The 12,231-nt window shown below is 71.5% G+C and carries 9 protein-coding genes and 1 pseudogene; 7 read left to right on the top strand and 3 right to left on the bottom strand.

Annotation, left to right across the window (positions count from 1 at the left end):
- Positions 1-1,106, bottom strand: a pseudogene (gene rho / locus H343_RS29035) (transcription termination factor Rho); the annotation flags it as partial.
- Positions 1,107-1,493: 387 nt separating this feature from the next.
- On the opposite strand from rho, the gene H343_RS29030 reads away from it, so the two are divergent.
- On the top strand, positions 1,494-3,032 hold the full coding sequence (locus H343_RS29030) for an MFS transporter (RefSeq protein ID WP_106958777.1): 1,539 nt from the start codon (positions 1,494-1,496) through the stop codon (positions 3,030-3,032).
- 128 nt (positions 3,033-3,160) lie between these two features.
- Positions 3,161-3,790, top strand: coding sequence for a LysE family translocator (locus H343_RS0105655; RefSeq protein WP_028430354.1), 630 nt, complete (start codon positions 3,161-3,163; stop codon positions 3,788-3,790).
- A gap of 175 nt (positions 3,791-3,965) precedes the next feature.
- Here the strand turns inward: H343_RS0105655 and H343_RS0105650 are convergent, their stop codons facing one another.
- Positions 3,966-4,910 carry a GNAT family N-acetyltransferase gene (locus H343_RS0105650; protein WP_028430353.1) on the bottom strand — a complete coding sequence of 315 codons (945 nt, stop codon included), beginning with the start codon at positions 4,908-4,910 and terminating at the stop codon, positions 3,966-3,968.
- A gap of 317 nt (positions 4,911-5,227) precedes the next feature.
- On the opposite strand from H343_RS0105650, the gene H343_RS0105645 reads away from it, so the two are divergent.
- From H343_RS0105645 to H343_RS0105625, 5 genes are all read left to right on the top strand, one after another.
- Positions 5,228-5,806: an FHA domain-containing protein gene (locus H343_RS0105645; RefSeq protein WP_028430352.1), complete on the top strand. Its 579-nt coding sequence runs from the start codon at positions 5,228-5,230 to the stop codon at positions 5,804-5,806.
- Positions 5,807-6,315: 509 nt separating this feature from the next.
- Positions 6,316-7,578, top strand: a complete 1,263-nt coding sequence (locus H343_RS0105640) for an SAV2148 family HEPN domain-containing protein (protein ID WP_028430351.1) — start codon at positions 6,316-6,318, stop codon at positions 7,576-7,578.
- A gap of 149 nt (positions 7,579-7,727) precedes the next feature.
- The gene (locus H343_RS0105635; protein WP_028430350.1) at positions 7,728-9,020 is read left to right on the top strand and encodes a macrolide family glycosyltransferase; all 1,293 of its coding nucleotides are present in this window, start codon (positions 7,728-7,730) and stop codon (positions 9,018-9,020) included.
- A 99-nt stretch (positions 9,021-9,119) separates the two neighbouring features.
- A complete protein-coding gene (locus H343_RS0105630; RefSeq protein WP_028430349.1) occupies positions 9,120-9,647 on the top strand; it encodes a DUF1697 domain-containing protein in 528 nt (175 codons plus the stop codon).
- Between the two features lie 280 nt (positions 9,648-9,927).
- Positions 9,928-11,163 carry a S8 family peptidase gene (locus H343_RS0105625; protein WP_051264601.1) on the top strand — a complete coding sequence of 412 codons (1,236 nt, stop codon included), beginning with the start codon at positions 9,928-9,930 and terminating at the stop codon, positions 11,161-11,163.
- 252 nt (positions 11,164-11,415) lie between these two features.
- On the opposite strand, the gene H343_RS0105615 is transcribed toward H343_RS0105625, so the two are convergent.
- Complete coding sequence (locus H343_RS0105615) at positions 11,416-12,183, bottom strand: sirohydrochlorin chelatase (protein ID WP_028430346.1); 768 nt, start codon at positions 12,181-12,183, stop codon at positions 11,416-11,418.
- Between the last annotated feature and the right edge of the window lie 48 nt (positions 12,184-12,231).

The following is a 12,231-nucleotide window of genomic DNA, read 5'->3' as shown; positions in this document are numbered from 1 at the left end:
CCCGCCATGAGGATCTCCTCCTTGCGGGTGCCCGAAGCGTCCACGTCCACCGCGGGGAAGATCCTCTTCTCCGACAGCTTCCGGTCCAGCTTCAGCTCCATGTTGCCGGTGCCCTTGAACTCCTCGAAGATCACCTCATCCATCCGCGAACCGGTCTCCACCAGCGCCGCGGCCAGAATCGTCAGCGATCCCCCGTCCTCGATGTTGCGCGCCGCACCGAAGAACTTCTTCGGCGGATACAGCGCCGTGGAATCCACACCACCGGACAGGATCCGCCCCGAGGCCGGAGCCGCCAGGTTGTAGGCACGACCCAGCCGCGTGATGTTGTCCAGCAGCACCACCACGTCGTGCCCCAGCTCCACCAGCCGCTTCGCACGCTCGATCGCCAGCTCCGCGATCGTGGTGTGATCCTCGGCCGGACGGTCGAAGGTGGAGGAGATCACCTCACCCTTCACCGACCGCTGCATGTCGGTGACCTCTTCCGGCCGCTCGTCCACCAGCACCACCATCAGATGGCACTCGGGATTGTTCACCGTGATCGAGTTCGCGATCGACTGCAGCACCATCGTCTTGCCCGCCTTCGGCGGCGCGACGATCAGACCCCGCTGCCCCTTCCCGATCGGCGAGACCAGATCGATGATCCGCGAGGTGAGCTGATTCGGCTCCGTCTCCAGACGCAGCCGCTCCTGCGGATACAGCGGCGTCAGCTTGTTGAACTCCGCCCGCGACCGCCGCCCCTCCGGCGAAGCACCGTTGACCGAGTCCAGCCGCACCAGAGCGTTGAACTTCTCCCGCCGCTCCCCCTCACGCGGCTGCCGCACCGCACCGGTGACATGATCACCCTTGCGCAGCCCGTTCTTCCGCACCTGCGCCAACGACACATACACATCGTTCGGACCCGGCAGATACCCCGACGTCCGCACGAACGCGTAGTTGTCCAGGATGTCCAGGATCCCCGCCACCGGAATCAGAACATCATCCTCCGCCACCTGCGGCTCAGCCTCATCACGCCCACCACGCGCAGCAGCCCCTTGGCGCCCGTCACGTCCGCCCCGCGCCCCGCGGCGGTCACGAGGGCGGCCCCCGCGGCCACGCCGTCCGTCACGCCGTCCGTCACGCCGTCCGGACGGGCGCCGGGACGAGCCGTCCTCTCCGGACGAGGGGGAGTCGAGCAGGTCAGTGGAGTTGCTCACCAAGAGACCTTTCCGGTGGGGGAGCGCGTGTCCAGCGGCGGACGCGCGTAGGAGGAGGGAAGCCGCCGTCCGCCGCGCCCCTCCTCGGGGCGATGCGCGCGGACGGGGAACGGCCCACCGCTGTGAACGGTGGACGACCACCCCTGTCAGCTCGGATTTCCCGTACGGGCCGTGCGGAAACACCGGCGGCGGCCCGGGGTGCGGACGGCGGAGAGGTCCGGGGGAACACGGAGGTGGCCCCAGCGGTTCACTTGTAGGCTGCACGTAATCGACCCACCACCGTCTTTCCCGGGAGACTGCATGCCCCAGGCCGACTCCGCCGCCCCGCCCTCCATACCCGGAAGCGGGAGCGGGCGGGAGCTTCCGCACCCGGGGGCGGCTCCGGGGGGAGCGGCGGAGGCCGGCGGGCGCAGTGGCCTGGTGCCCGTGCTGGCCTTCGCGGGGATCTCGGTCGCCGTCATGCAGACGCTGCTCGTCCCCGTCGTGGCGCGGCTGCCCGTACTGCTGAACACCACCACCTCCGACGCCGCCTGGGTCGTCACCGCCACGCTGCTCTCCGGGGCCGTCGCCACACCGATCATGGGGCGGCTCGGCGACCTCTACGGCAAGCGCCGCCTCATCCTCGTCAGCCTCGGTGCGATGGTGCTGGGCTCCCTGGTGTGCGGGACGACCTCGTCACTCGTCCCCATGGTCGCCGGACGCGCCCTCCAGGGCTTCGCCATGGGCGCGATCCCGCTGGGCATCAGCATCATGCGGGACGAACTGCCGCCGGAGCGGATGGGCCCGGCGATGGCGTTCATGAGCTCCTCCCTCGGCGTGGGTGGCGCGCTCGGCATGCCGCTCGCCGCATACGTGGCCCAGCACGCCGACTGGCACGTGCTGTTCTTCGGCTCGGCGGGTCTCGGGCTGCTCGCGATGCTGCTGGTGGTGCTCGTGGTGCCGGAGTCCGCGGTGCGCAGCGGAGGCCGCTTCGACCTGCCCGGCGCTCTCGGGCTCTCCGCCGGTCTCGTCGCGCTTCTGCTGGGCATCTCCAAAGGCGGGGACTGGGGCTGGGGCAGCGCGGTCGTCCTGGGACTCTTCGCGGCCTCGGTGCTGGTCCTCCTGCTGTGGGGGGTCATGGAGCTGCGCGTCGCACATCCGCTCGTCGACCTGCGCAGCACCGCCCGGCGGCAGGTGCTGCTGACGAACCTCGCGTCGATCACGGTGGGGCTCGCCTTCTACGCGGCCACCCTGGTGCTGCCGCAACTGCTCCAGCTGCCCCGCTCGACCGGCTACGGACTGGGCCGCTCGATGGTCGTCGCGGGGATGTGCGTGGCGCCCATGGGCATCGCGATGATGCTCGTCTCGTCGTTCTCGGCACGCCTGTCGGCCGCTCGCGGCCCGAAGGTCTCACTGATGACGGGGCTGGTTGTCCTGGCCGTCGCCTACCTGGCCGGTACGGCCCTGATGGGTGCGGTGTGGCAGGTCGTACTGATCTCCGTGCTCATCGGCGTGGGCATCGGCATCGCCTACTCGGCGATGCCCGCGCTGATCCTCGGTGCCGTCGACCGGTCCGAGTCCGGTGCCGCCAACGGCCTGAACACGCTGATGCGTTCGATCGGCACATCGACCTCCAGTGCCGTCGTCGGCGTCGTACTGGCACACATGAGCACCCCGCTGGGCGGCACCGCCGTGCCGACCCTGGACGGATTCCGTACCTCGTTCCTCATCGCCGCCGGCGCGGCCCTCACCGGTCTGGTGATCGCCTCGTTCCTGCCGGGGCGGGGACGGGGACGGGAGCGGACACACGAGGGCCGGGAGGCTGCCGGACGTCCCGCCCCGGAGCCGGCCGGGGGCTGACGCCGGGGCGGGAGGGCCCGCGGAGCAGCCGGAGAGGGCAGCCGGTGAGGGCAGCCGGTGAGGGCGGTGAGGTGGGCGGCCGGGGAAAACCGGTTGGACCGGTGCGGGCAGGTGCCGAGGATGTCGGGATGCTCTCCGTCCTGCCGCCCTTCCTCGGCGCGTGTCTGCTCATCGCGTTGTCGCCCGGTCCCAGCACCGTGCTGATAATTCGCCGCTCCCTGCGCGGTCGCCGCCACGGAATGATGGCCGTGCTCGGGAACGAGACGGGAGTGTTCATCTGGGGCGTCGTTGCCGCTCTGGGCCTGACCGCGCTGCTCACGGCGTCCCGGCTCGCGTACGACGTGATGCGCTTCTCGGGTGCCGCGGTGCTGATCGTCTTCGGTGTCCAGGCCATTCGTGCGGCCCGGCGCGGCGGCACCTTCGACGTGGCGCCTGAGGGCCGGGCCGGGGCACCCGACGAGCGCGGATGGCGCTCCTTCCGAGCGGCGCTGCTGCTGAACCTCTCCAACCCGAAATGCGCCGTCTTCGCCATGTTCTTCCTCCCGCAGTTCGTGCCGGAAGACGCCCCGCGACTGCCGTTGATGGTGGCGCTTGCGGCCGTGTGGGCCGTGTTCGAGGTGGGCTACTACTCGCTCTACGTGTGGTTCGTCGGGCGGCTGCGGCACGTGCTCGCGCGCCCGGGGGTGCGCCGCAGGCTGGAGCAGATCTCGGGCGGGGTGCTGATGGCACTGGGCCTGCGGCTGGCGCTGGAGGGCTGAGCCGCGGCAGCCGGGACAGGGCCGCACGGGCCGGCCTGGCCCGCCCGTCGGGCCCCGGCCCGCGAAGGCACGTCCACGGCGCGTGAGTTCGCGCGCACGGTGCCCGCGGACGCGGCGACGCCGGGACTGTGGTCCGCCTGTGTCCCGGCGCCGTGCCGTGCCGGCTTCCGCGGTGTCAGGGCGTCATGCAGTAGCGGTGCTGCACGATCGGATAGCCCGCCCTGGCGAACGCGGCGGCCATGGGGGCGTTGCCCAGGTCCGTCGTCGCGGCCACGGACTGTGCGCCCTCGTCGTGGAGTTGGCGGGTGCACTCGGCCAGCAGGTCGTAGGCGTAGCCGTTGCCGCGCTGCTCGGGCACCACGCCGATGAAGCCGACCGCCGGACCGCTCGGAATCCTGCCGGGCACCTGCAGGCCCACGAGTGAACCGTCCGGTGTGCGGGCCAGACGCCACCACTCGCGTGGCGAGGGCATCCAGCGCAGATGTTCCAGATCCTCCCGCGCGGCGCGTTCGATGCCGTCCTCCTTCCCCGGCCCGTCGCCTGTCCCGGCGAGGGCTCTGAGCGCGTGTGCGTCGAGCGTGCCGTGCTGGACGCGCCGCAGCACGTCCAGCACGGCCTCGTCGTCCGGCTCCGGCCGGAACCGGAGCCGGCCCGCGTGAACGGGCAGGCCGCACCGGGGCGTCCACTCGTAGCGGAAGCGTTCGACGAGGGGGCGGTAGCCGGCTGCGGCGGCCGCGTCGATGCGTGCCTCGGCCGCCGCCCGCACCTCCGCGTCGTCCCGCCAGCCCGGCGGCAGTACGAGTTCGAACTCGACCCGGTGCGGCATCTCGCGCAGCAGCAGGACGGCTGCTGCCGCTTGCCCCGGCTCGAAGTCGAACCAGTCCAGCACCAGCGGCACTTCGTCGCCGGGGCCGGCCCAGCAGGCCGCCCGGGCCACGACGCGGCCCCCGCGAAGCGCGACCCAGGTCCACTCGGGGCGGTATTCGCCGCCCGTGCCGACAGTCGTGTACGGGCGTCCCAGCAGCGGTCGTCCGACGAGGCCGGGGTCGTGCAGTGAGGTGAAGACGGCGTGCGCCTCGGACTCGCCGAGGGCGCGGATGACCAGATGGTCCGTGCTCATGTGAAGTGGTCCTTCCGGAAGCGGTGTTGCGCTCCCGGTCAGGACCGGGTGGAGACCCGGCGGACGGGACGGGAGCGCGTGACGGTGGTGCGCATCGCTCTCGCCTCCCTCCGTGGTTGTGGCCGTGGCCGTGGACCTGATGGCAACGTAGCGCGCCGTGCGCCGGGGCGTCCACGGGATTTCCGAGCGCAGGCGTCCACGGGATCTCCGTCCGCCGGGGCGGCTGCGGGTACCGGTCCGGCGGCAGATGTATTCATTCCGCTACTGGACAAGGTCCGGCCTGGACAGGGCGTTTGGCCGGCTTGAGAATGCTGGTCATGACATCTCTCGAGTTCGGCGCGTACCCGCCGCGGCTGTCGGACGCGGACCGGGAGCGTGCTCTTGAGGTGCTGCGTGAAGGGGCCGCCCAGGGGCGCGTCTCCCAGGACACGTTCATGCGCCGCACGGAGGTGATCCTGCACGCCCAGTGGCACAGCGAACTCCACGCCGTGCTGCATGACTTGCCGACGCGGTCACCGCGCAGACGCTGGTACGTCTCCGGTCTGACCCGGCTGATGAGGCTTCCCGGCACTCTGCGCAGGGCCTGGCAGTCCGAGCGTCTGCCGGAGCTGCTGCTGCCCCCGCCCGCCTCGCACGCCTACTCCATCGGCCGCGCGCCCGGATCGATGCTGCGGCTCAACCACTTCACCGTCTCGCGCGCGCACGCGCAGCTGCGCAGTGCGAACGGCGCCTGGAAGCTGCGTGACCTGGGCTCCAGCAACGGCACCTGGGTCAACGGCAGTCGTGTGACGGGCTCGGTCACCGTGCGTCCCGGGGACGTGGTGCGGTTCGGGCAGATCGGCTTCAGGCTGGCCGTCTCGCAGCCTCACGGGCTGGAACCGCCGCCGGGACCGTGATGAGCACGCCCGGCTCCGCCGGGACACGGTCGGCAGGTGCGGGACAGGTTCACGGGAGGGTGCGGGAGGCGCGGTCCTCGTAGTCAACAGGGCGCCGCAGTCTGTCAGTTGCAGGAGGGCTGCGTATCAACAGTGAATTACCCGTGCCCGTCGCCGCGCGGCGGTAGCGCGCATCGCCGGGGAGCCGGTAGTACCGAGATGCCGACCCCAGGAGAGCGCTGATCCAGTGATTGCCGTCCGCCGTTTCCGACCGCCGTTCCCCTCGCGTGAGTTCGCTCCGCCGTGTGCCCGGGCGGTGCCCGGCGCGGGAGCCGTGGGAGACGTGGCCGCTGCGCCGGCCTCACCCGGGCATCCCCGCTCAGGTGCCGCGTACCGGACGGAACCGCGCCCCGCTGCGGTGCGTACGGGCGTGCGAGCAGGGCAGATTGAGGGGGGTTCCGGGTGCGGTGTCTCCGGGGCCGCAGTAGTCTTCCTTGATCGCTCGACAGGGTCAGGAAGGCGGTGCGCGGGTGGGTGCGGGAGGGCTTGAGCTCCCCCCAGGCGAAAGCGGTGGCGACGGTGACGGGGAGGGTGCCGACGTCCCGGTGGGCGCGGTGTCCCTGGCACGGCCCATGGAGATCGGTGCCGACCTCGACTGGGACGCGGACGCGTGGGCCGAGGTGCACACCCGGGCACGTCGCGCCGGACGTGCCTACGTCTGGCTGAATCTGGTCGAACAGCGCCTGCGGGCGGTCGTCGCGGCCGTGTTGCGTCCCATCTACGAACCCGTGCACGGCGACGAGTGGGTCATCGCCGCGGCGGGCCCGGCGGGCCAGGAATGGGTCCAGCGGGCCGTGGCGGTACGTGAGGTGAGCCGGCGCAAGGGCTATCTGCTCGATCCCGCCGACGACAACGTTCTCTCCTTCCTCACGCTGCCGCAGCTGCGCGAGCTGATGGTGCAGCACTGGCCCTGCTTCGAGCCGTATTTCGAGGAGCGCCGCGAGGTCGAACTCGCCCTGGACGAGCTGGAGGTGGCGCGCAGCGCAGTCGCCCGCAACCGCGCGCTGTCGGAGACCGTGCTGGCGCAGGCGGAGCGTACGTGCGCGCGCCTGCTGGAGCTGATGGGGGCTTCCGGCGATCACGCGCCCTCCGCCCACCGGCTGCGGGTCGACGCGGTGGAGGACCTCGTCGGTGACCGCTTCGCGGACGTCGTCGGCGTGCACTCCGACCGGGTGCGTCTGCAGCGGCAGCTCCCCGCCGAGGACCTCTTCGGCGGTGCTCGCCGCCTGGACGCGATGGGGATAGGTCTCAACCTCCTCGTGCAGAACTACTCGGGGCGCCGCCTGGTGCGTCTCGCCTCCTCCGGCTGCCGTCTGCGGCTGCTCTTCCTCAACCCCGCCAGCAGCGCCGTACGCCGCCGGGAGCGCGAACTCGGTTTGAAAAAGGGCGAGTTGAGCCGGACGGTCGAGACGAACATCCTGCACATGCGCCGCGTTCGCGCGCGGCTCCGGGACACCGGCGCCTTCGAGATCCACGTCTTCGACGAGATCCCCCGCTTCTCCGCGTACATGGTCGACGGCGACGGAGCGGACGGTCTCGCCGTCGTGCAGGCCTATCTGCGCCGGGTCCGCGGCATGGAGTCGCCCGTGCTGGTGCTGCGGGGAGGCAGGCGCGATCTCGTCCAGCAGCGTGCCGAGCAGGACAAGCCGCAGGACGCGGGGGTGCACAGCCTCTTCCAGGCCTACCGCGAGGAGTTCGAGTCCGCGTGGGCGGACTCGCGTCCGGTCTCCTGACCGGAAGCTTCTCGAACATCCCTTGGCGTGGCTCCGGTCGTCCGTCCGACGGCCGCCCGCGGCCGCCGAACAAACCGCTGTGCGAGAGGTGACGTCTCGTCTAGCCTCTCGGTGTGTCTTCGACCCCCGGGCGTCCCGCCCATATCGCCATGTTCAGCATCGCCGCCCACGGTCATGTGAATCCCAGCCTCGAAGTCATCCGTGAACTCGTCGCGCGCGGCCACCGCGTCACCTACGCCATCCCCCACGCCTTCGCCGAACTCGTCGCGGGAACCGGGGCGCAGCCGCGGGTCTACGGCACGACGCTCCCCGGCGCGGACGACGACCCGGAGGCATGGGGCACGGAACTGATCGACAACGTCGAGCCGTTCCTGGAGGACGCCCGGCAGGCGCTGCCCCAGCTCATCGATGCGTACGAGGGCGGAGACGGCGGCGGGGACGAGAGCGAGGGCGGGAGTGGAGGCGGGGGCGCCGGCCCGGGTGAGGGCGCGGCAGGGCGCGACATCCCCGATCTCGTGCTCTCGGACATCACCTCCTACCCCGCCCGTGTGCTCGCCCACCGGTGGGGCGTACCGCACATCCAGCTCTCGCCCAACCTCGTGGCCTGGGAGGGGTACGAGGAGGAGGTCGGCGCTGCCATGGCCGCCGAGCTGAGGTCGACACCGCGTGGCACCGCCTACTACGAGCGCTTCGCCTCATGGCTCGCCGAGAACGGGATCGCCCTGGACCCGGACGACTTCGCCGGCCGGCCGGAACGCTCGCTGGTGCTGATCCCCAAGGTCCTCCAGCCGAACGCCGAGCGCGTGAACGAGGACGTGTACACCTTCGTCGGCGCCTGCCAGGGCGACCGGACGCACGAGGGGGAGTGGCGGCCCCCTCGCGGCCGGGAGGAGGAGAAGGTGCTGCTGGTCTCGCTCGGTTCCGCCTTCACCAAGGAGCCGGAGTTCTACCGGGCGTGTGTGGAAGCGTTCGGCGGTCTGCACGGCTGGTACGTGGTCATGCAGATCGGCAGGCACGTCGACCCGGCGGAGCTCGGGCCGCTGCCCGCGGGTGTCGAGGTTCACCCCTGGGTTCCCCAACTCGCCGTGCTCCAGCACGCGGACGCCTTCGTCACCCACGCGGGCGCGGGCGGCAGCCAGGAAGGGCTGGCCACAGCCACGCCGATGATCGCCGTGCCGCAGGCCGTCGACCAGTTCGGGAACGCGGAGATGCTGGTCTCGCTCGGGGTCGCCCGCCATGTGCCCAAGGAGCAGGCCACGCCGCAGGCGCTGCGTGAGGCGCTGGAGGCACTGACGGGCGACCCGCGCGTCGCCCGCAGTTGCGCGAGAGCGCGGGAGGCGGTGGCCGCGGAGGGCGGCACGCGGCAGGCGGCCGACCTGATCGAGGCGGCGCTCGGCGGAAGCGGTCCGGCCCGGCCGCGGCCGCGACCCGGCAGCTCGTAGGGTCAGAGCGCGGCCGGGGCGGGCAGTTGGCACGGTGGGCGTGCTCACCTTCCCCGCACATCCCGCGCGAGGTGTCCCCACTCTTCTAAGCTGCCGCACATGACGACCTATGCGGCGCTTCTGCGGGGGATCAATGTAGGCGGCCACAGGAAGGTCCCGATGGACCGGCTGCGGGAGTTGATGTCCGGCCTGGGGTGGGCCGATGTACGTACCTATCTGCAGAGCGGCAACGCGGTCTTCACCACCGGCGACCCGGACCCCGGGCCGAAGCTGGAGAGCGCGCTGGCCGGTCACTTCGGTTTCGAGGTCCGCTGCCTGGTGCGTACGGCCGAGGAGTTGCGCGCCGTGGCCGCCGCCTGTCCCTACCCGGCATCCGAGCTGGACCCGGCGAAACTACTGGTGATCTTCCTGGAAGAGACGCCCGAGGAGGGGCACTTCGCAGCCGTGGACCCGGCGGACTTCGCGCCGGACACGTTCCGGCACATCGGCCCGGCCGTCTACTGCTACTTCCCCGGGGGAATGGGCCGCAGCAGGCTCCCCGCCGCTCTGGGCGCGGTGCGCCCGGCGTTGACGGCGACGAGCCGCAACTGGCGTACGGTCCAGCGGCTGATCGAACTGGCGAGCTGAGGGGAGGCACGGAACGTTCGCCTGTCGTGCACACAAGTGACAGGAGTGTTGCCAGTCCGGTCAGATACCTGACCGGACTGACGGGGAGTCAGGTCAACTTGGGGGGATTCGGGGCTCTTTGAGGTGGCGGACAGAAGTTGTGTATGTCACACCCGCTCAGACTGCTTGAGCTACGCGGGTTGATCAGACAGTGTTTCGAGTCACCCGGTTGCGGATCGCCACCGCGGCCGGGTGAGAAGTGACATGCAACCCCCCACACCTCACGAGGAGGACCCTCGTCATGGCTACCAACACTCCCAGAAACACGGAGAAGTCAGCGAAGCGTCGTCGCATCACCCTGGCGACCGGTGTCGCTGCTGCGGTGATCGGGGCGGCCACCCTGCTGACCATGCCTGCCGGCGCCTCCCCCACCGAGGGCACGGTCTACGGCACCAAGGCGAAGAGCGCGATCGACGGCAGCTACGTCGTCATGCTCAAGGACACCAAGGGCACCAACTCCGTGAAGGCCCAGGGCAAGAACCTGGCCGAGGAGTACGGCGGCAAGGTCAACCGCACCTATGACTCCGCCGTCAACGGTTTCTCCGCGAAGGGTCTCAGCGCCCAGGAGGCCCGCGAGCTGGCCGGCGACGCCAAGGTCGAGAAGGTCGTGCAGAACAAGCGCTTCACGATCAGCGGCACCCAGGAGAACCCGCCGTCGTGGGGCCTGGACCGCATCGACCAGACCGAGACCGCGGGCGACAACAGCTACACCTTCCCCGACACCGCGGGTGAGGGCGTCACCGCCTACGTCATCGACACCGGAGTCCGCATCACGCACCAGGACTTCGAGGACCGCGCCACCCACGGCTTCGACGCGGTCGACGGTGACGAGGACGCGGACGACGGCCAGGGTCACGGCACCCACGTCGCGGGCACCATCGCCGGTGCCGACCACGGAGTCGCCAAGAAGGCCGACATCGTCGCCGTGCGCGTGCTGGACGACCAGGGCTCCGGCACCACCGAGCAGGTCGTCGCGGGCATCGACTGGGTGACCGAGAACGCCGAGGGTCCCTCCGTCGCCAACATGTCGCTGGGCGGCCCGCAGGACGAGGCGCTGGACGCGGCCGTGCAGAAGTCGATCGACGCGGGCGTCACCTACTCGGTGGCCGCCGGCAACGAGGGCGCGGACGCCGACGGCAGCAGCCCGGCCCGTGTGGCGGACGCTCTGACCGTCGCGGCCAGCGACGACCAGGACGCCCAGGCCGAGTTCTCCAACTTCGGTGAGATCGTGGACATCTACGCCCCGGGCGTGGACATCGTCTCCGCCACCAACACGGGTGACGACGCCACCGAGACCCTCTCCGGCACCTCGATGGCCGCTCCGCACGTCGCGGGCGCCGCCGCTCTGTTCCTGGCCGACAACACGGACGCCACACCGGCCGACGTCGCCACGGGCCTGACCGACGCCGCCACGCCGGACGCGATCACCAACCCGAGCGAGGGCACGCCGAACAAGCTCCTCAAGGTCGGCGAGTGAACAGCGGAGACCTCCGCTGAGCAACACCCCGCCGCGCACGGGCCGCCGCTGAGCGGCACGTGAACGGCACGCTCGACAGCGAGCACCACGAGATCGACGGCCGCCCGCCGCGCTCCACGAGCGCGGCGGGCGGTTTCCGTGCGTACACGGGGACCTGCCCGGAGTCCGTACTTCCCGCGCACGTCGCGCGGCCACGGGTACGTGCCCGGCCGGGTGGCCGAGCGGCTCCGGCAGGACGCGGCAGCGGCGGGCTCAGGCGCTGAGCGCCACCCGGCCGTGTGCGGCGACCGCCTCGTCGTAGCGGAGGGCGATCAGCGTCGCCAGGTCGTCCGACGCGCCCAGGACGGGCGCGAGTACGTCGGCTCCCGCCTCCAGGGCGCCCGCTCTGATGCGGTCGGGCAGCCGGCCCGGCGCGATGACGTAGGGGGCCACGGCCACCCGCTCGACGCCGGCCGCACGCAGCCCGCGTACGGCGTCGGCGGTGCGCGGCGAGGAGGCGGAGGCGAACGCGGGCCGCACGGCGCACCATTCCGCTGTGCGCCGCCACTCCCGCGCGGTATGTGCGATCACCGCGTTCGCCTCCGGGTCGGAGGAGCCCGCCGAGGCCAGGACGACTCCCGTGGTGCGGTGTTCGTCCGGACCCAGTCCCGCCTCGCGCAGGCGGCGCTCCAGAGCGCGGACGAGCAGCGGATGGGGTCCCAGCACCGCGGCCTGCCGCACGTGCAGGCGGGGCAGCCGCGCCGTGACCTCGCGCAGCACCGCCGGTATGTCGGACTTCGCGTGGAAGGCGCGGCTGAGCAGGAGGGGGAGTGCGACGACGTCGTCCGCGCCCTCGGCGTGCAGCCGCTCCAGCAGACGCGGCACGGAAGGGGCGTTGAAGTCCAGGTGGCCCGCTTCCACGCGCAGCCCGGGCCGCAGCTCCCGTACGCGCGCACAGAGCGCGGCGACGGTCGCGGCGTGCCGGGGGTCGCGGCTGCCGTGTGCGACGACCACGAGGGCGGTCCGTGTCGTGTCGTGCATGGTGGTCCGTCCGTCTCCTGCTGGGTTCCGTCTCTTCCGGTGGGTTCC

The sequence above is a fragment of the Streptomyces sp. TAA204 genome (assembly GCF_000424965.1).
Note: the sequence above shows the minus strand (reverse complement) of the source record. Positions and strands in the feature narration are given on the sequence as shown.

Excerpts from the sequence above, each read along its gene's own strand:
- H343_RS29030 (WP_106958777.1), top strand. The coding sequence starts at position 1,494 with ATGCCCCAGGCCGACTCCGCCGCCCCGCCCTCCATACCCGGAAGCGGG.
- H343_RS0105655 (WP_028430354.1), top strand. The coding sequence starts at position 3,161 with ATGCTCTCCGTCCTGCCGCCCTTCCTCGGCGCGTGTCTGCTCATCGCG.
- H343_RS0105650 (WP_028430353.1), bottom strand. The coding sequence starts at position 4,910 with ATGAGCACGGACCATCTGGTCATCCGCGCCCTCGGCGAGTCCGAGGCG.
- H343_RS0105645 (WP_028430352.1), top strand. The coding sequence starts at position 5,228 with ATGACATCTCTCGAGTTCGGCGCGTACCCGCCGCGGCTGTCGGACGCG.
- H343_RS0105635 (WP_028430350.1), top strand. The coding sequence starts at position 7,728 with ATGTTCAGCATCGCCGCCCACGGTCATGTGAATCCCAGCCTCGAAGTC.
- H343_RS0105630 (WP_028430349.1), top strand. The coding sequence starts at position 9,120 with ATGACGACCTATGCGGCGCTTCTGCGGGGGATCAATGTAGGCGGCCAC.
- H343_RS0105625 (WP_051264601.1), top strand. The coding sequence starts at position 9,928 with ATGGCTACCAACACTCCCAGAAACACGGAGAAGTCAGCGAAGCGTCGT.
- H343_RS0105615 (WP_028430346.1), bottom strand. The coding sequence starts at position 12,183 with ATGCACGACACGACACGGACCGCCCTCGTGGTCGTCGCACACGGCAGC.